15 protein-coding genes, 1 tRNA gene and 1 pseudogene are annotated in these 17,983 nt (G+C 54.0%); 6 read left to right on the forward strand and 11 right to left on the reverse strand.

Annotation, left to right across the window (positions count from 1 at the left end; all coding sequences use genetic code 11):
- Nucleotide 1: 1 nt before the first annotated feature.
- The 3 genes from JTI98_RS00010 to proB all read right to left on the reverse strand — a co-directional run bounded on the left by JTI98_RS00010 (nucleotide 2) and on the right by proB (nucleotide 2,560).
- Nucleotides 2–77 (reverse strand) — tRNA-Thr (locus JTI98_RS00010).
- Nucleotides 78–191: 114 nt separating this feature from the next.
- Nucleotides 192–1,445 carry a glutamate-5-semialdehyde dehydrogenase gene (gene proA / locus JTI98_RS00015; RefSeq protein ID WP_216081780.1) on the reverse strand — a complete coding sequence of 418 codons (1,254 nt, stop codon included), beginning with the start codon at nucleotides 1,443–1,445 and terminating at the stop codon, nucleotides 192–194.
- 11 nt (nucleotides 1,446–1,456) lie between these two features.
- Complete coding sequence (gene proB, locus JTI98_RS00020) at nucleotides 1,457–2,560, reverse strand: glutamate 5-kinase (protein ID WP_042324793.1); 1,104 nt, start codon at nucleotides 2,558–2,560, stop codon at nucleotides 1,457–1,459.
- Between the two features lie 287 nt (nucleotides 2,561–2,847).
- Here proB and phoE point away from each other — a divergent pair, with 287 nt between their 5' ends.
- Nucleotides 2,848–3,900, forward strand: coding sequence for a phosphoporin PhoE (phoE, locus tag JTI98_RS00025; RefSeq protein WP_042997818.1), 1,053 nt, complete (start codon nucleotides 2,848–2,850; stop codon nucleotides 3,898–3,900).
- Nucleotides 3,901–3,979: 79 nt separating this feature from the next.
- Here phoE and crl read toward each other — a convergent pair whose 3' ends face one another.
- The 3 genes from crl to gpt all read right to left on the reverse strand — a co-directional run bounded on the left by crl (nucleotide 3,980) and on the right by gpt (nucleotide 6,241).
- Nucleotides 3,980–4,381: a sigma factor-binding protein Crl gene (gene crl, locus JTI98_RS00030; protein WP_042997819.1), complete on the reverse strand. Its 402-nt coding sequence runs from the start codon at nucleotides 4,379–4,381 to the stop codon at nucleotides 3,980–3,982.
- Nucleotides 4,382–4,438: 57 nt separating this feature from the next.
- Complete coding sequence (frsA, locus tag JTI98_RS00035; protein WP_216081781.1) at nucleotides 4,439–5,683, reverse strand: esterase FrsA; 1,245 nt, start codon at nucleotides 5,681–5,683, stop codon at nucleotides 4,439–4,441.
- A gap of 99 nt (nucleotides 5,684–5,782) precedes the next feature.
- On the reverse strand, nucleotides 5,783–6,241 hold the full coding sequence (gene gpt / locus JTI98_RS00040; RefSeq protein ID WP_042997821.1) for a xanthine phosphoribosyltransferase: 459 nt from the start codon (nucleotides 6,239–6,241) through the stop codon (nucleotides 5,783–5,785).
- A gap of 294 nt (nucleotides 6,242–6,535) precedes the next feature.
- Between gpt and pepD the strand changes: the two genes are divergently transcribed.
- Nucleotides 6,536–7,993: a cytosol nonspecific dipeptidase gene (gene pepD, locus JTI98_RS00045; RefSeq protein ID WP_042997822.1), complete on the forward strand. Its 1,458-nt coding sequence runs from the start codon at nucleotides 6,536–6,538 to the stop codon at nucleotides 7,991–7,993.
- Nucleotides 7,994–8,060: 67 nt separating this feature from the next.
- Here pepD and dinB read toward each other — a convergent pair whose 3' ends face one another.
- Nucleotides 8,061–9,116, reverse strand: a complete 1,056-nt coding sequence (gene dinB / locus JTI98_RS00050) for a DNA polymerase IV (protein WP_044265098.1) — start codon at nucleotides 9,114–9,116, stop codon at nucleotides 8,061–8,063.
- 95 nt (nucleotides 9,117–9,211) lie between these two features.
- Nucleotides 9,212–10,072: a putative lateral flagellar export/assembly protein LafU gene (gene lafU, locus JTI98_RS00055; protein WP_172740556.1), complete on the reverse strand. Its 861-nt coding sequence runs from the start codon at nucleotides 10,070–10,072 to the stop codon at nucleotides 9,212–9,214.
- On the opposite strand from lafU, the pseudogene JTI98_RS00060 reads away from it, so the two are divergent.
- Nucleotides 10,038–11,756 (forward strand): annotated as a pseudogene (locus tag JTI98_RS00060) (flagellar biosynthesis protein FlhA); the annotation flags it as partial. The gene lafU and the pseudogene JTI98_RS00060 overlap by 35 nt on opposite strands.
- Nucleotides 11,757–11,861: 105 nt before the next feature.
- The gene (locus JTI98_RS00065; protein ID WP_216081782.1) at nucleotides 11,862–12,101 is read left to right on the forward strand and encodes a hypothetical protein; all 240 of its coding nucleotides are present in this window, start codon (nucleotides 11,862–11,864) and stop codon (nucleotides 12,099–12,101) included.
- On the opposite strand, the gene JTI98_RS00070 is transcribed toward JTI98_RS00065, so the two are convergent.
- Nucleotides 12,098–12,847 (reverse strand): C40 family peptidase, encoded by a 750-nt coding sequence (locus JTI98_RS00070; RefSeq protein ID WP_071888436.1) that lies wholly within the window; start codon nucleotides 12,845–12,847, stop codon nucleotides 12,098–12,100. The genes JTI98_RS00065 and JTI98_RS00070 overlap by 4 nt on opposite strands.
- Nucleotides 12,848–13,195: 348 nt before the next feature.
- Between JTI98_RS00070 and dpaA the strand changes: the two genes are divergently transcribed.
- Entirely contained in the window at nucleotides 13,196–13,936 is a 741-nt protein-coding gene (gene dpaA / locus JTI98_RS00075; protein ID WP_042997828.1) for a peptidoglycan meso-diaminopimelic acid protein amidase, read from the forward strand.
- Here the strand turns inward: dpaA and JTI98_RS00080 are convergent.
- Together JTI98_RS00080 and lpcA are read right to left on the reverse strand one after the other, a co-directional pair.
- Nucleotides 13,907–14,674: a class II glutamine amidotransferase gene (locus JTI98_RS00080; RefSeq protein WP_044258806.1), complete on the reverse strand. Its 768-nt coding sequence runs from the start codon at nucleotides 14,672–14,674 to the stop codon at nucleotides 13,907–13,909. The two genes, dpaA and JTI98_RS00080, sit on opposite strands and share 30 nt — an antisense overlap.
- A gap of 45 nt (nucleotides 14,675–14,719) precedes the next feature.
- On the reverse strand, nucleotides 14,720–15,298 hold the full coding sequence (gene lpcA, locus JTI98_RS00085; protein WP_028017728.1) for a D-sedoheptulose 7-phosphate isomerase: 579 nt from the start codon (nucleotides 15,296–15,298) through the stop codon (nucleotides 14,720–14,722).
- 239 nt (nucleotides 15,299–15,537) lie between these two features.
- Between lpcA and fadE the strand changes: the two genes are divergently transcribed.
- Entirely contained in the window at nucleotides 15,538–17,982 is a 2,445-nt protein-coding gene (fadE, locus tag JTI98_RS00090) for an acyl-CoA dehydrogenase FadE (protein WP_044327756.1), read from the forward strand.
- Nucleotide 17,983 lies beyond the last annotated feature (1 nt).

Genomic DNA, 17,983 nt, shown 5'->3' on the forward strand with positions numbered 1-17,983 from the left:
TTGGTGCCGATAATAGGAGTCGAACCTACGACCTTCGCATTACGAATGCGCTGCTCTACCAACTGAGCTATATCGGCCCTGAAGAGGACGTGACCACGAGTGTGAACACGGGGTAGAAGGTTAAAACTAACCGGGCGATGCGTCAATAGCCTTGCGAATCAAGTGGCTGATTTTGCATCACCCGGCGTTATTTAGGCACGAATCGTATCGTCACCAAAGCCGATCCACTTATAGGTGGTCAGCGCTTCCAGCCCCATAGGACCACGGGCATGTAATTTTTGCGTACTGACGGCAACTTCCGCACCGAGACCAAACTGTCCGCCATCGGTAAAACGGGTCGAGGCGTTGACGTATACCGCGGACGAATCCACTTCGTTCACAAAACGGTTCGCGTTGTGCATGGTGCGCGTCAGGATGGCGTCGGAATGCTGAGTGCCGTGCTCGCGAATATGCGCGATGGCGTCATCCAGGTCCGCGACGATTTTGACGTTCAAATCCAGCGACAGGAACTCGTCGTCAAATTCTTCCGCTTTGACTGCCACCACGTTTGCCGGGCCTGAGCTCAACAGGGCAAGCGACAGTTCATCCGCATGCAGCGTTACACCGCTCTCAGCCATCTGCTGACTCAGCGCAGGCAGAAAACGCGCCGCGATGTCCTTGTGCACTAACAGCGTCTCTACCGTGTTACAGGTACTCGGACGTTGCGTTTTCGCATTGACGATAATCTTCAGCGCCGGGGCAATCTCTGCGCTGTCGTCGACAACGATATGACACACCCCAATCCCACCGGTGATCACCGGAATGGTCGACTGCTCGCGACACAGCTTATGCAGACCCGCGCCGCCACGCGGAATCAGCATGTCGATATATTTGTCCATGCGCAGCATCTCATTCACCAGCGCACGGTCGGGGCTTTCAATGGCCTGAACCGCCGCTTCCGGTAGCCCGCAGGAGGTTAACGCCTGCTGGATCACGCGCACGGTGGCAGCATTGGTGCGATACGTCTCTTTACCGCCGCGCAGAATCGCCGCATTGCCCGTTTTCAGGCACAGAGAGGCGACATCGACGGTGACGTTCGGGCGGGCTTCATAAATCACGCCAATCACGCCCAGCGGCACACGGCGACGCTCCAGACGCAGCCCGCTGTCCAGCAGCCCTCCGTCAATCACCTGCCCAACCGGATCCGCCAGATTGCAGACCTGACGGACGTCATCCGCAATGGCCTTCAGGCGCGCCGGCGTCAGCGCCAGGCGATCAAGCATCGCCTCGCTCAGACCGTTCGTACGCGCTTCGGCCACGTCCTGCGCATTGGCGTTCAGGATAGTTTCCGTTTGCGCTTCAAGCGCATCAGCTATTTGTTCCAGCACGCGATTTTTTTCGCGGCTGGAGAGTTGCGCCAGTTTGTACGACGCGGCCTTGGCAGCAATGCCCATTTGTTCCAGCATTTATCTGCTCCTTAACGGGTAATCATATCATCGCGATGAACGGCGACCGGGCCATATTCGTAACCCAGAATCGCGTCAATCTGTTGAGAGTGGTGTCCGGCAATGCGGCGCAGCGCGTCGCTGTTGTAGCGGCTCACGCCGTGGGCAATATCACGCCCCTCCAGATTACAGATGCGGATCACTTCACCACGTGAGAAGTTGCCTGTCACGCTTTTAATGCCTTTCGGTAGCAATGAACTGCCGCGTTCCAGAATCGCCGCCGTCGCGCCTTCATCGACGGTGATTTCACCAGCAGGCGGCGCGCCAAAGATCCAGCGCTTGCGGTTCTCCAGCGGAGAGGCCTGCGCATGGAAGCGGGTACCGACGGAGATGCCTTCCATCACGTCACCAATCACGCCCGGCTTGCTGCCAGCGGCGATAATCGTGTCAATCCCGGCGCGGCAGGCGACGTCAGCGGCCTGCAACTTAGTGCCCATGCCGCCTGTTCCCAGCCCCGATACGCTGTCGCCGGCGATTGCGCGCAACGCGTCATCAATCCCGTAGACATCTTTAATCAGCTCGGCCTGCGGGTCGGTACGTGGATCGGCGGTGAACAACCCCTGTTGATCGGTCAGAAGCAGCAGTTTGTCTGCCCCGGCGAGGATCGCCGCCAGCGCGGAGAGATTGTCATTGTCGCCCACTTTAATTTCCGCTGTGGCAACCGCATCGTTCTCATTGATAACCGGAACAATATTGTTATCCAGCAGGGCACGCAGGGTGTCGCGCGCATTCAAAAAGCGCTCCCGGTCTTCCATGTCCGCCCGCGTCAGCAGCATCTGTCCGACGTGAATGCCGTAAATCGAAAACAGCTGTTCCCACAGTTGGATCAGTCGGCTCTGCCCGACCGCCGCCAGCAGTTGCTTGGTGGCAATGGTCGCCGGCAGTTCCGGATATCCGAGATGTTCACGCCCGGCGGCGATAGCGCCCGACGTGACGATAACAATACGGTGTCCTGCGGCATGCAACTGCGCGCACTGACGAACAAGTTCTACGATGTGGGCACGGTTCAGGCGGCGCGATCCGCCCGTTAGCACACTGGTGCCGAGTTTTACCACCAGCGTCTGGCTGTCACTCATGATTCTCTGCCGTTCAAAATAGGGAAAATGATAGTAAACGAACGTTTTAGCAGGACTGGCCCCGGTTGCCAACAAGCAGCGCACAAAGCATGGAATTTTGTTGTGCTGGATCAGCAAGCGTAGCGGCAATTTTTGACGTTTTTATTACTGAAACAGAAAAACATCCTTTTTTAAAATTATTCTTACGTTGTCATAAAACCTTCACTCCAGAACGTTAAAACCCTCCTGTCTTTCAACGGGGATCACACCCAGTAAATAATAGCGCGTACGTTAAATCAGGACTGAAAATGAAAAAGAGCACTCTGGCATTAGTGGTGATGGGTATTGTGGCATCGGCATCCGTGCAGGCAGCGGAAGTGTTTAATAAAGACGGTAATAAACTGGATGTGTATGGCAAAGTTAAAGCGATGCACTATTTCAGCGACAATGACAGCAAAGACGGCGACCAGACCTATGTTCGCTTTGGTTTTAAAGGCGAAACGCAGATTAACGATCAACTGACCGGTTACGGTCGTTGGGAAGCGGAATTTGCGGGCAACAAAACCGAAAGCGAATCCGGTCAGAAAACGCGTCTGGCGTTTGCCGGGGTCAAGCTAAAAGATATCGGCTCTTTCGATTATGGTCGTAACCTGGGCGCACTGTATGACGTTGCCGCCTGGACCGATATGTTCCCGGAATTTGGTGGTGACGGCCTGGCGCAGACCGATAACTTTATGACCAAACGCGCCAGCGGTCTGGCGACATACCGGAACACCGACTTCTTCGGCGTGATCGACGGTCTGAACATGACCCTGCAATATCAGGGCAAAAACGAAGACCGTGACGTGAAGAAACAAAACGGTGACGGGTTCGGGACATCACTGAGCTACGACTTCGGCGGCAGCGATTTCGCGATCATTGGCGCCTACGCCAACTCTGACCGTACCAATGAGCAAAACCAGCAGGCGCGCGGTCATGGCCAGAATGCTGAAGGCTGGGCGACCGGTCTGAAATACGATGGCAACGACATCTATCTGGCGACCATCTATTCTGAAACCCGCAACATGGCGCCGATCTCCGGTGGTTTTGCCAACAAAGCGCAAAACTTCGAAGCCGTCGCACAATATCAGTTTGATTTCGGCCTGCGTCCGTCCATCGGTTACGTGCAGTCGAAAGGCAAAGATATTGAAGGTATTGGTGATGAAGATATCGTGAAATATATCGACGTCGGCGCGACCTATTATTTCAACAAGAATATGTCGGCGTTTGTTGATTATAAAATCAACCAGATTGATGACAACAACAAACTGGGCGTCAACAGCGATGACATCGTGGCGCTGGGTATGACCTATCAGTTCTGATGCCAGAATGGTCCGGATGAGTTGACTTATCCGGCTAAAAACAGAGAGGCCGGATGATTCATCCGGCCTCTTTTTTGGATTACGCCGTTAGCTTCACCGGCTCATCACGGAAATCGTCTGCGGGCTCCAGTGACAAATGCAGCGTGTTTAACAGCTCACGCAACTTCTCGTGAAACTCGCGCAGGGTATATTCCAGTCGCTCAACGACTTCTTTATCTTTGATCGCCACAGTCTTCCAGTCGCCCGCTTTGTCGAACAGACCAAATTTGTAGCTGTAGGTAAAACGCTTTTCGTGCGCTTCCAGTTCCATCCACCAGCCCCAGAATTCGCGCAGTTCAGGCGCGGGCTTCACGTTGACGCAAACAGCCAGACAATCGAAAAAGAATCGATTATCTTCGCACTTTCCTTCGCGGATATAAGGGCCAAGCGCGGTGAATTTCTTGATCAATCTGCTCTTCGGGTGTCCACTCGGTAACGTCATTGCGATCTCCTGTTGTGAAGCAACTGTTTTACCAAAACAGTAGAATTTAGCAAATTATTAACACAATCTCTTTTCAATCCAGCGGGTGATTTCCTGTAACGCGTTGTCAAAATTGCGATACACCGGATTGAAGGGAATCTCCAGCAGCTTACCGTCAGAAGATGAAGACGTGATTAAACGCGACTCCTCTTCCGGACTGAACGGATCGTTCTTCCAGAAGCCCGACAGCATTGGCGTCTGGCAACGTCTGCCAAGCAGTCCCTGCACCTTCAGCGAATAGCGATTAAGCTCCACGCGCAACGCTTCATCGGACGCATCGTGCATCCCCAGTCGACTTGCCAGAACGTCAAGATACATTTCCGGTACCGCTCCCTGACGTAACGGATCGCTCAGCAACGCATGGACAACCGGACCGAGGCAGGCCACCGCTTTCAGACGCGGTGATTCAAGATAGGCCAGACGCACCGCCACGTTGGCACCAAAACGAAATCCGAACGCCGCCACCCGGGTATGATCCACCCACGGCACATTCGGCAGCGCTTTCAACACATGCTGGTGCAACAGGCTGGAGTCCTGAGAGAGCTTCCACTTTGACGAGAAACCGACGGAAGGCATGTCCAGCGTCAGCATGGCGATGCCGCGCGGCGCAAAATAACGCTCATACAGGGTGTAGTAATCGGTTTGCATTGAATCCAGACCGCCGCACATCAGCACCGTCGGAAACGGGCCGTCGCCTTTTGGCATATGCAAGAACCCGGTGACGGGCGAGCCGCCAGGCACGCTAAATTCCATCTCACGCAGCGTACCCGGCAGTCGCTGCGCGGCTTCTTCATAGGCACGGTTAGATAAGGCCTGCGCCTGTTCCGCCAGATCGTCCCCTTTCAGGTGCGGATAGGCAGCGATGTTGTACAGCGTCGAGGCGTGTAGCCAGTAGCGACCACTGCGCTCAGGGTCCGTTTCCTGGCAGGCTTTCTGCTGCCAGTCCATCGCCTGTTTTGCCCATTCATAAATCCAGTTGCCGCCACGGTAACCGATCACCGTATCGTAAAGATCGGCATCGGTGCGCTCGGCGTCACTCATCACGATGCGCGCCTGAACATCCAGAATTTCTCGCGGATCCACCCCGCGCCAGATCCACATCAGGCGGTTAATCATGCGATACCAGTGGGGAATATTCTTGCCATCCAGCGCCGATTGCACAGGCGGCTGCATCCCGGCATTAAAACGGCGGACCAGGGTCGACGTTTCGGGATGTTTGAAACGGGGTTTGAACAGGATTTCGCTAAGATTAGCCTGTGACATGCGTACAGCCTCCTGAAGTACTCACTGAGGCTTATTGTAACCTGACACCGGCTAAATAGAACAACGCCCGGCAGTGCCAGGCGTTGAAAAAGTCAGAGATTAGCGGCCAGAAATCGGCGGAACGAAGGTCACGCCCATATCCCACGGCTGCTCAATCCAGGTATCCTGCGGGATATCAATCACGTAATCATCGACTAACGGACGGCCTGCCGGTTTCGCGAAGATAGTGACAAAGTGCGCTTTTGGGTACATTTCACGGATAGCCACGGCGGTACCACCGGTATCCACCAGATCGTCGATGACGATAAAGCCTTCACCATCGCCTTCAGCGCGTTTCAGAACTTTCAGTTCACGCTGGTTGTCGTGATCGTAGCTGGAAATGCATACGGTATCGACATGACGAATGCCCAGTTCACGTGCCAGCAATGCGCCCGGCACCAGACCACCACGACTAACGGCAATGATGCCTTTCCACTGTTCTGAAGGCATCAGGCGGTTTGCCAGTTTGCGTGCATGGATCTGCAGCATGTCCCAGGTGACGACGTATTTTTCGCTCATGTGAAGTGTCCCAGCCTGTTTATCTACGGCTTAAAAAGTGTTCGAGGGGGAAATAGGTTGCGCGAGATTATAGAGATCTGAGCCACCAAAAACCAGTGTTTCGCGGAATCGGGCCCTCTTTTTACGTGCTTTATACTCGCAGCGGGCGCAGAAAGTGGTATTCTCAAGCGCATCTCGCAAGCCAGACTTGTGGTAATAATTAACCTGCTAACCCTGTGACCTGCAAGCCTGTTTGCAGCGCATCTATACCCCGAATACCACCTAAAGTATGACGGGTATACAAGGAGAATTATCGTGTCTGAACTATCTCAACTCTCCCCGCAACCGCTGTGGGATATTTTTGCAAAAATCTGTTCAATTCCTCACCCGTCCTATCATGAAGAGCAGCTCGCTGAGCACATCATCGGCTGGGCAAACGAAAAAGGTTTCCACGTCGAGCGCGACCAGGTAGGGAATATCCTGATTCGCAAACCGGCCAGTGCGGGAATGGAAAACCGTAAACCGGTGGTTCTGCAGGCGCACCTGGACATGGTGCCGCAGAAAAACAACGACACTGTGCACGATTTCACCAAAGATCCGATCCAGCCTTATATTGATGGTGAATGGGTGAAAGCGCGTGGTACCACACTGGGCGCTGATAACGGCATCGGGATGGCATCCGCATTAGCGGTTCTGGCTGACGACAGCGTCGTTCACGGCCCGCTGGAAGTGCTGCTGACCATGACCGAAGAAGCGGGGATGGACGGTGCATTTGGTCTGCAGGCCAACTGGCTGCAGGCGGATATTCTGATCAACACCGACTCGGAAGAAGAAGGTGAGATCTACATGGGTTGCGCAGGAGGGATCGACTTCACCTCTAACCTGCCGCTGACCCGCGAAGCCGTTCCGGCAGGTTTCCAGACCTTTAAGCTGACGCTGAAAGGGCTGAAAGGCGGTCACTCCGGTGGCGAAATCCACGTTGGTCTTGGCAACGCAAACAAACTGCTGGTTCGTTTCCTGGCCGGTCATGCTGAAGAGTTGGATCTGCGTCTGGTCGATTTCAACGGCGGTACGCTGCGTAACGCGATTCCACGTGAAGCCTTTGCGACCGTTGCCGTTGCGGCAGACAACGTAGAGGCGCTGAAAGCGCGGGTTAACGCTTATCAGGACATCCTGAAAAACGAACTGGCTGAAAAAGAGAAAAACCTGGTGGTTCTGCTGGAGAGCGCCGCGAGCGATAAAGCCGCACTGACCGCACAATCTCGCGATGGCTTTATCCGTCTGCTGAACGCAACGCCGAACGGTGTGATCCGCAATTCCGACGTCGCAAAAGGCGTGGTTGAAACCTCACTGAACGTGGGCGTCGTCACCATGACCGACGACAACGTCGAAATCCATTGCCTGATCCGTTCGCTGATCGACACCGGTAAAGACTATGTCGTTAGCATGCTGGATTCGCTGGGGAAACTGGCAGGCGCGAAAACCGAAGCGAAAGGGAGCTACCCTGGCTGGCAGCCGGATGCGAACTCACCGGTGATGCATCTGGTGCGCGAAACCTATCAGCGTCTGTTCAACAAGACGCCGAACATCCAGATTATCCACGCGGGTCTGGAGTGCGGTCTGTTTAAGAAACCGTACCCGGATATGGATATGGTCTCTATCGGGCCAACCATTACCGGTCCACACTCACCGGATGAGCAGGTGCATATCGAAAGCGTCAGTCATTACTGGACGCTTCTGACCGAACTGCTGAAAGCGATTCCGACGAAGTAAGTTACGGCTGTCGTGCTATAAAAATGCCGGGTGGCGGCGCGTTGCGCCTTATCCGGCATTTTGCTCTTTATAACCCCAGCAATAACTGCCGTTCCAGTTGCGGATCGAGTAGCGTTACGTGCAGCCCCACCAGCCTTACCCCCCGCCCTGCCCGCCGCTCATCCCAGGTTTTATGCGCAGTAGAAATCAGGTCTTCTTTATTCAGCTTCGGCCAGACGTGTTCCTGGGTGGTTTGCTGAAAGTCATTGAACTTGAGCTTTACCCCCTGGCGAGCAATGCATAAATCGGGTTTGACTTTCGCCAGTCGCCGTTCGAGTTCCGGATATAACTGCTCAATGATCGCCTCACAGTCAGACCACTGATGAATATCTTCCGCCATGGTGCGTTCCACGCCGACCGATTTGCGTAAGCGTTCATTATTGACATCCCGTTCGTCGATTCCCTGGCTACGCTCCCACAATACCCGCCCAAACTTACCGAAGCGCTTAAGTAATGTCGCCAAATCGCACTGCTGGACATCACCGCAGGTGCGTAGCCCCATGCTTTCCAGTTTTGCCGCAGACACTTTACCGACGCCGGGAATTTTCCCCAGCGGCAACGTACTGAGGAACGCCGGCACATCATCCGGCGTGATGACATACTGTCCGTTGGGTTTATTCAGATCGGAGGCGATTTTGGCCAGAAACTTCACCGGCGCCACGCCCGCCGAGGCGGTAAGTTGTAGCTCGTTGAAAATCGTCTGGCGTATTTCCTGAGCGATAAGCGTGGCTGACCCATGACAGTGTGTACTGTCCGTGACGTCCAGATACGCCTCGTCCAGTGACAGCGGCTCAATTAATGAGGTATAGCGGGCGAAAATGGACTGGATTTGGCGGGAGGCTTCTTTGTAGGCCTCATAACGGCCCGGTAATAACGTGAGGTGCGGACACAGTTTCAGCGCCATACCGGTCGGCATCGCGCTGCGCACGCCAAATTTACGGGCGGGATAGTTGGCGGTGCTGATAACGCCTCTGCGCTCACGGCTGCCGCCAATGGCAATAGGGATGTCGCGCAACGCCGGGTTGTCCCGCATCTCAACCGCGGCGAAAAAACAGTCCATATCAACATGTATGATTTTACGCATCACCCACCTCCCGAAATACTGTTTAAGTATACAGTTAAATCAATAAATGGGAAGCGATCGCTCACCGAACAGCGCGATGAATTCGAGCTTTGTGATTACCGTGGCACCGGGTTGTGATGCAAAGCGGCGAGGTGCTGTTTTTTATCCAGTTTCTCCACCAACGGTTGAACCACTTTTTCACCATGTTGACCAAAATATTGATACAAAGTATCGGCTGCGCTCTGGGTCAGAATCATGATTTCGATGCGTCGGTTTCCTGCGCTTTCCGGATTATTGGTGTCCAGCAGCATCTGGTCAGCCATCGCACTAACCTGCATCACTTTATCCTCCGGCATCCCCGCTTCTTCCAGTACGCGACGTGCGGATAACGCTCTGTCCCCCGACAGGTTCCAGTTGTTATAAATATTATTTTTATAACCCATGGCATCCGTATGCCCGGTAATAATGATCTTATTGTCCAGCGAGTCAAAAACCGGCGCCAGCTCGACCAGAAGCGATTTAAAGAACGGCATGATCCGTGCACTGCCACGCTCAAACATACTGCGGTTTTGGTCGTCTTTAATCAGCACACGTAACCCCTGGGGCACTATCTCCATTTCCAGGTTAGTTTCCATGTGCGCATTTCGCGCAACAGTATTAATACTGGTGGCCAATTCACCTAATTCTGAGGCGGATTTTCTTTTCAGCAGCGCCGTTTTCTCATTCACATCACGCGCTTTTCTCTCGGTTGCCTCACTCACTTTTATCCGTTCTTTTGCTGAGTTCGTTTCCTCGGTGGTGGACTTATTACGCGGGGTGCTACTCCTGCTTGCCATCGCGGTAATCGGCTTTTGACCAATTTTATTCAGCGCCGTTAAGCCCCCGCCGTTAAAGATCGACTGGCCATGCAACGCCGCCACAATGTTTTCTCGATCGGATTTACTGACGCTGTTCACAATCAACTTCATCGTCGTCACCAAAGGCGCTGAACGTATCTCCGAAGTGTCCGCCCGCTTTACCCTTGATGCGATGCCGGGCAAACAGATGGCGATCGACGCCGACCTGAATGCCGGGCTTATTAACCAGCAGCAGGCGCAGACGCGACGTAAGGACGTCGCCGGCGAAGCCGATTTCTATGGCGCGATGGACGGGGCCTCGAAGTTCGTGCGCGGCGATGCCATCGCCGGGATGATGATTCTGGCGATCAACCTGATCGGCGGCGTGTGCATCGGGATTTTTAAATACAATCTCAGTGCCGAAGCGGCATTCCAGCAGTACGTGCTGATGACCATCGGTGACGGTCTGGTGGCGCAGATCCCTTCTCTTCTGCTCTCTACCGCCGCCGCGATCATCGTGACCCGCGTCAGTGACAATGGCGATATCGCCACCGATGTTCGCGCACAGTTACTGGCCAACCCATCGGTGTTGTATACCGCCACCAGCATTATGTTTGTACTGGCAGTGGTGCCGGGAATGCCACATTTCCCGTTCCTCGCGTTCAGCGGCCTGCTGGGCTTCACCGCCTGGCGGATGAGTAAACGTCCGAAAGCCGCTGAGGCTGAAGAGAAAAACCTCGAAACGCTGACGAAAACAATCGTCGAAACGACCGAGCAGCAGATTACCTGGGAAACCATCCCGCTGATTGAGCCAATCAGCCTGAGTCTGGGATATAAGCTGGTCTCACTGGTGGATAAATCAAAAGGTAATCCGCTGACCCAGCGTATCCGCGGTGTGCGCCAGGTGATCTCCGATACCAACGGCGTGTTGCTGCCGGAGATTCGCATCCGTGAAAATTTCAGGTTAAAGCCCAGCCAGTACGCGATCTATATCAACGGGATTAAGGCCGATGAAGCCGATATTCCCTCTGACCGCCTGATGGCGCTACCTTCCAGCGAAACTTATGGCGAGATAGATGGCATTCTGGGTAATGACCCGGCGTACGGGATGCCGGTGACCTGGATCCAGGCAGCGCAGAAGGCGAAAGCGTTGAATATGGGGTATCAGGTGATCGACAGCGCCAGCGTGATTGCCACGCACGTCAATAAGGTGGTGCGCAGCTACATTCCCGATCTGTTTAATTATGATGACATTACGCAGTTGCATAACCGTCTCTCGTCAATGGCACCGCGCCTGGCGGAAGATCTCAGCGCCGCGCTCAACTACAGCCAGTTGCTGAAAGTGTATCGGGCGCTGCTGACTGAAGGCGTATCATTGCGCGACATTGTGACTATCGCCACCGTGCTGGTTGCCAGCAGTAGCGTAACGAAAGATCCCATTCTGCTGGTCGCTGATATCCGCCTTGCGCTGCGTCGCAGCATTACGCACCCGTTTGTCCGCAAGCAGGAACTGGCGGTCTATACGCTGAATAACGAACTGGAAAACCTGCTTTCTAACGTGGTGAATCAGGCGCAGCAGAGCGGTAAGGTGATGCTCGACAGCGTGCCGGTGGATCCGAACATGCTTAATCAGTTCCAGAGCAATATGCCGCAAATTAAGGAGCAGATGAAAGCCGCAGGCAAAGAGCCGGTGCTGCTGGTCGCGCCGCAGCTACGTCCACTGCTGGCACGCTATGCCCGACTCTTTGCGCCGGGTCTGAACGTTCTGTCTTATAACGAAGTGGCTGATGAACTGGAGCTGAAAATTATGGGGGCACTGAGTTAAATAATTACCCGGCTGTTTAAGTCGGCGTTTTTTCTGCCGCTTTATAAAGATGACGCGACAAGGAGGTCGCGCTTCAAATGCCTGCTCAAGTTAAAGGATTGATGAGTGACCATTCAACAGAATATCCCATCCCCTTCAGAAAACGACGCTCAGCATGATGACGTCAGATTGTACTGGCGCACATACCGGGAGTTTGTGCGCCAGCAAGAGTTGCAACAACATAATGAAACGCAATTAACAGATGACGCGATGCCCGCGCACGTCGCGCTCATCGAACCCGTCGATCTGTTGCTGGCAGGCACGATGATGCTTGTCTTCATCATCCTGCTGCTGCTTGCCTGTTAGATGATGGTATTTTCCTTGAGGATCCGGCGTGCGCCGAGGAAGTGATCCTGCCAGAACGGATCGGTCAACTGGCTCACCCGGATGGTTTCGCCCGTACGCGGGGACTGGATAAACTGTCCATCCCCCAGATAAACGCCCATATGGTCGGCGATATCCTGACTGTGTATATGGAAGAACAGCAGATCGCCACGGCGCAGGTCACGGTTAGCGACAATCGTCGCCCGACGGTAGTGATACATTTCATTTGCCGTGCGCGGTAATTTGGCCGCCAGGATTTTATTGTAGGCGTAGAAAACCAGCCCACTACAGTCGAATCCGCGATCCGGATTGACGCCTCCCCATACGTACGGTTTCCCCAGTTGCGCCTCAAGGCGATGAATCGCCACTTCCGTGATGTTCTGCAAATGGTCACTAGTGAGGAACGCCTTATTTTCTGCCAGTTCCTGCCAGCGATGGTTGTCCGCGCGCAGCGGCCCCGGGAACCATTCTGGATGCTGTTCAAGCAACTCACGGTTGTGCTGGCGCAACGCTCTCTTGCTCTGCGGGGTTCCGGAAACAATGTAATGCGCCTGCCTTCTGCGCTTCGCCTGATATTTACTGAGCAGACGTTCACGGTTATGCATCCGCAACGTCGCGGCATAGCTAAACGTCTGATGTGAAGAGACGGCTGCAGATAACGGTGAATAAAGGAGACATAACGAGAGTAGCCCCGGCAGAATGGCGCGCGGAGCACCTGATAAAAACATAAAAAAACATAACCTAAATAAACAGTGAGGCGACAGTTTAACCAGGCGAGGAACTGACCAGGCTTAATAATCAATAATTAAAAAATTAATGGTTTATTATCAGTGAATTGTATCCGCCAGGCCCCTGGCAACGAGCCTGACATCCGTTCTGCGGAAATGGACAAAATCGGGCCGGTTCTGACAGCCAGTGTCGCTAACGTTCTGTATAAATTGTAAACGCACCATGAGGGGCTTGCGAAAAACTGTCGTGGTGTTAATGTGAGCGTTCCAAATCCAGATTAGTCCGATTTGGGGATCTTATTTTTGCCGTTCTGGCGTGGGTAATCGTTTTATCAAGGAACAAGCAGTATGCGTAAAATCGCATTATTTATTGCGATGCTTTTGATCCCGTGCGTGTCATTCGCCGGCTTGCTGAGTAGCAATAGCTCCACAACCCCCATCAGCAAAGAGTATAAGCAACAATTGATGGGATCGCCGGTCTATATTCAGATCTTCAAGGAAGAGCGCACGCTCGATCTCTACGTCAAGATGGGCGAACAGTATCAACTTCTCGACAGCTACAAAATTTGTAATTACTCCGGCGGATTAGGTCCAAAACAACGCCAGGGCGATTTTAAAAGTCCGGAAGGTTTTTATAACGTCCAGCGTAGCCAGCTCAAACCTGACAGCCGCTTTTATAAAGCCATTAATATTGGCTTCCCCAACGCCTATGACCGTGCTCATGGTTATGAAGGCAAATATCTGATGATTCACGGTGCCTGCGTCTCGGTTGGCTGTTACGCCATGACCGACAGCGGCATTGATGAGATTTTCCAGTTTGTCACCGGTGCGTTGGTCTTTGGTCAGTCGAGTGTGCAGGTCAGTATTTATCCCTTCCGCATGACCGATGCCAATATGCAGCGTCACAAGTATTCGTATTACAAAGAGTTCTGGTCGCAGTTAAAACCGGGATACGATTACTTTGAGCAGACCCGCAAGCCACCGACCGTGTCTGTTGTCGATGGCCGCTATGTCGTCAGCAAACCGTTGAGTCATGAAGTGGTTCAGCCGCAGCTGGCGTCAAACTACACGCTCCCCGAGACAAAATAACGCCCACTCGCCTGGCATAATCTTTTGCCAGGTTTCGTTGCCTGTCAGCGGTTGCGTGGCAATGACGGTGACCACATCGTTCGGTGTGGTCTCTTTCTGAAAATCTATCTCCACATCCTGATCGAGCAACGTGGCGACGCCAAACGGTGCACGGCGCGTGATCCAGAACAGATTCGTTGAGCAGAATGCCATCACATAACGACCATCTGACAACAGCATGTTAAAGACCCCTTTCTCACGCAGTACGCCCGCCAGCGTTGCGATATACCTGAACACCGCCGTCATGTTGCCAGGCGTGCGCGGGTAGCGCTGAGTGAGTTTGTGCAGCAACCAGCAGAATGCCTTTTCGCTGTCGGTTTCACCCACCGGGCGAAAATTGCCGGTTTCCAGCGTTTTATAGCCCGAAAGCTGCCCATTGTGCGCGTAGGTCCAGTGGCGGCCCCACAGTTCACGCGTGAAGGGATGGGTGTTCTCCAGCGCCACTTCGCCCCGGTTCGCCTGGCGAATATGGGCAATCACGGAACAGGATTTGATCGGGTAGTCCTGTACCAGTCTGGCGATGGGGGAGTTAAAGCTGGGTTGCGGATCTTTGAACGTCCGGCAGCCTTTGCCTTCATAGAAGGTGATGCCCCAGCCGTCTTTATGCGGCCCGGTTCCCCCTCCACGTTGAACCAGCCCGGTAAAACTAAAGCAGATATCGGTAGGCACATTGGCGCTCATCCCGAGCAGTTCGCACATACATCACCTCCACAACTGCGGGGGCGCAAAACCCCCGGCGAAGACTTACTTAACCATCTCTTTTTCGATCAACTGAATCAGGATATGAATCACTTTAATATGAATTTCCTGAATACGGTCAGCATAGCCGAAATGCGGAACGCGGATTTCGATATCGGCAGTACCGGCCATTTTGCCGCCGTCTTTACCGGTCAGGGTGATGACCTTCATTCCCTTCTCGCGTGCCGCGGCGATGGCTTTGATCACGTTACCCGAATTGCCGGAGGTTGAGATGCCTAACAGCACATCGCCTTCGCGCCCTACCGCTTCCACATAACGGGAAAAGACGTAGTCGTAACCGAAATCATTGCTGACGCAGGAGATGTGGCTAACGTCGGAAATCGCAATGGCCGGATAGCCCGGACGGTTTTCGCGATAACGCCCGGTCAGCTCTTCGGCAAAATGCATGGCATCACAATGAGAGCCGCCGTTACCGCAGGACAGTACCTTACCACCCGCTTTAAAACTGTCTGCCAGCAGGACCGCCGCGCGCTGAATGGCGTGAATATTGGCATCATCTTTTAAAAAATTCGCCAGCGTTTCCGCCGCTTCGTTCAGTTCGTTACGAATAAGATCCTGGTACATGAGGATATCCTTCAGCATGAATGTAAATGACAGGATGCAGTGTACCGGATAGCACTGGCAGCGAGAAGCATAAGCCACATCAATGGCGACGGCTTTTGATTTTTCGTGCCGCAGAAATCGGCAACAATGTGAGCTTTGCTGTAATTATTTTGTAAACACATTGCTAAAAGAATTCACATCCACTACAACCATATCATCACAAGTGGTCAGACCTCCTACAAGCAAGGGAGCTTTTCGTTATGATGATTTTGAGTATTCTCGCTACGATTGTTCTGCTCGGCGCGCTGTTTTATCACCGCGTGAGCCTGTTCCTCAGCAGCCTGATTCTGCTCGCATGGACGGCCGCGCTTGGCGTGGCCGGACTGTGGAATATCTGGCTGCTGGTTCCGCTGGCCATTCTCCTCGTCCCGTTCAATGTGACGCCGATGCGTAAATCAATGATCTCCGCGCCGGTGTTCCGTGGCTTCCGTAAGGTGATGCCGCCGATGTCACGTACGGAGAAAGAAGCGATTGATGCCGGTACCACCTGGTGGGAAGGCGATCTGTTTCAGGGCAATCCGGACTGGAAAAAACTGCATAACTATCCGCAGCCGCGTCTGACCGCCGAAGAGCAGGCGTTCATCGACGGCCCGGTGGAAGAAGCGTGCCGCATGGCGAACGACTTCCAGATCACTCACGAGCTGGCCGATCTCCCGCCGGAACTGTGGGCGTTTTTGAAAGAACATCGCTTCTTCGCGATGATCATTAAGAAAGAGTACGGCGGGCTGGAATTCTCCGCTTACGCCCAGTCTCGCGTGCTGCAAAAACTCTCTGGCGTCTCCGGGATCCTGGCGATTACCGTGGGCGTGCCGAACTCCTTAGGCCCAGGCGAGCTGCTGCAACATTACGGTACACAAGAGCAGAAAGACCATTACCTGCCTCGTCTGGCGCGTGGTCAGGAGATCCCTTGCTTTGCGCTGACCAGCCCGGAAGCGGGTTCTGATGCGGGTGCCATTCCGGATACCGGTATTGTTTGTATGGGCGAATGGCAAGGCCAGCAGGTGCTGGGGATGCGTTTGACCTGGAACAAGCGTTACATCACCCTCGCGCCTATCGCCACCGTCCTGGGACTGGCATTTAAACTTTCTGACCCGGATAAGCTGCTGGGCGACGAAGAAGAACTGGGGATCACCTGCGCGTTAATCCCAACCTCGACGCCGGGCGTGGAAATTGGTCGTCGTCACTTCCCGCTGAACGTCCCGTTCCAGAACGGTCCGACTCGCGGTAACGATGTATTTGTTCCGATCGATTACATTATCGGCGGCCCGAAAATGGCCGGTCAGGGCTGGCGTATGCTGGTGGAATGTCTGTCAGTGGGCCGCGGGATTACCCTGCCGTCTAACTCGACCGGCGGCGTAAAATCCGTTGCGATGGCTACCGGTGCTTATGCCCACATTCGTCGTCAGTTCAAAATCTCTATCGGTAAAATGGAAGGGATTGAAGAACCGCTGGCACGCATTGCCGGTAACGCCTACGTGATGGATGCCGCAGCGTCCCTCATCACCTACGGTATTATGCTCGGTGAGAAACCGGCAGTGCTGTCGGCAATCGTCAAGTATCACTGTACTCATCGTGGTCAGCAGTCAATTATTGACGCGATGGATATCACCGGTGGCAAGGGCATTATGCTGGGCGAAGGTAATTTCCTGGCGCGGGCCTATCAGGGCGCGCCGATCGCCATCACCGTGGAAGGCGCGAACATTCTGACCCGTAGCATGATGATCTTCGGTCAGGGGGCAATTCGCTGCCATCCGTATGTCCTCGAAGAGATGGCGGCCGCACAGAATAACGATGTGAATGCGTTCGACAAACTGCTGTTTAAACATATCGGCCACGTCGGCAGCAACAAAGTGCGCAGCTTCTGGTTGGGTCTGACGCGTGGTTTAACCAGCCAAACGCCCACCCGCGATGCGACGAAGCGTTATTATCAGCACCTTAACCGCCTGAGCGCGAACCTGGCGCTACTCTCTGACGTGTCGATGGCTGTGCTGGGCGGAAGTCTCAAACGCCGCGAGCGCATATCTGCTCGTCTGGGTGATGTGTTGAGCCAGCTGTATCTGGCCTCTGCGGTTCTGAAACGTTACGACGACGAAGGCCGTCATGAAGCGGACCTGCCGCTGGTTCACTGGGGTGTGCAGGATGCACTGTATAAAGCGGAACAGGCAATCGACGATCTGCTGCAGAACTTCCCGAACCGCCTGGTGGCTGGCCTGCTGAACGTAGTGATCTTCCCGACCGGTCGTCACTACCTGGCCCCTTCCGATAAGCTGGATCATAAAGTCGCGAAGATATTGCAGGTACCGAGCGCCACCCGTGACCGTATCGGCCGTGGACAGTATCTGACGCCGAGCGAGCATAACCCGGTGGGATTACTGGAAGAAGCGCTGCTGGATGTGATGGCCGCCGACCCTATTCATCAGCGTATTTGCAAAGAGATTGGCAAAAACCTGCCGTTCACCCGTCTGGATGAACTGGCGCAAAATGCGCTGGCCAAAGGGCTCATTGATAAAGACGAAGCAGCGATTCTGGTCAAAGCGGAAGAAAGCCGACTGCGCAGCATCAATGTGGACGATTTTGAACCCGAGGAGCTGGCGACAAAGCCGGTAAAGCTGCCAGAGAAAGTGCGTAAAGTCGAAGCCGCGTAAG

Source organism: Citrobacter sp. MGH 55 (assembly GCF_016906145.1).
Lineage (GTDB): Bacteria > Pseudomonadota > Gammaproteobacteria > Enterobacterales > Enterobacteriaceae > Citrobacter_A > Citrobacter_A amalonaticus.

Excerpts from the sequence above, each read along its gene's own strand:
- proB (WP_042324793.1), bottom strand. The coding sequence starts at position 2,560 with ATGAGTGACAGCCAGACGCTGGTGGTAAAACTCGGCACCAGTGTGCTA.
- fadE (WP_044327756.1), top strand. The coding sequence starts at position 15,538 with ATGATGATTTTGAGTATTCTCGCTACGATTGTTCTGCTCGGCGCGCTG.
- frsA (WP_216081781.1), bottom strand. The coding sequence starts at position 5,683 with ATGTCACAGGCTAATCTTAGCGAAATCCTGTTCAAACCCCGTTTCAAA.
- crl (WP_042997819.1), bottom strand. The coding sequence starts at position 4,381 with ATGACGTTACCGAGTGGACACCCGAAGAGCAGATTGATCAAGAAATTC.
- dpaA (WP_042997828.1), top strand. The coding sequence starts at position 13,196 with ATGCGTAAAATCGCATTATTTATTGCGATGCTTTTGATCCCGTGCGTG.
- JTI98_RS00080 (WP_044258806.1), bottom strand. The coding sequence starts at position 14,674 with ATGTGCGAACTGCTCGGGATGAGCGCCAATGTGCCTACCGATATCTGC.
- phoE (WP_042997818.1), top strand. The coding sequence starts at position 2,848 with ATGAAAAAGAGCACTCTGGCATTAGTGGTGATGGGTATTGTGGCATCG.
- proA (WP_216081780.1), bottom strand. The coding sequence starts at position 1,445 with ATGCTGGAACAAATGGGCATTGCTGCCAAGGCCGCGTCGTACAAACTG.
- gpt (WP_042997821.1), bottom strand. The coding sequence starts at position 6,241 with ATGAGCGAAAAATACGTCGTCACCTGGGACATGCTGCAGATCCATGCA.
- JTI98_RS00070 (WP_071888436.1), bottom strand. The coding sequence starts at position 12,847 with ATGTTTTTATCAGGTGCTCCGCGCGCCATTCTGCCGGGGCTACTCTCG.
- dinB (WP_044265098.1), bottom strand. The coding sequence starts at position 9,116 with ATGCGTAAAATCATACATGTTGATATGGACTGTTTTTTCGCCGCGGTT.
- lpcA (WP_028017728.1), bottom strand. The coding sequence starts at position 15,298 with ATGTACCAGGATCTTATTCGTAACGAACTGAACGAAGCGGCGGAAACG.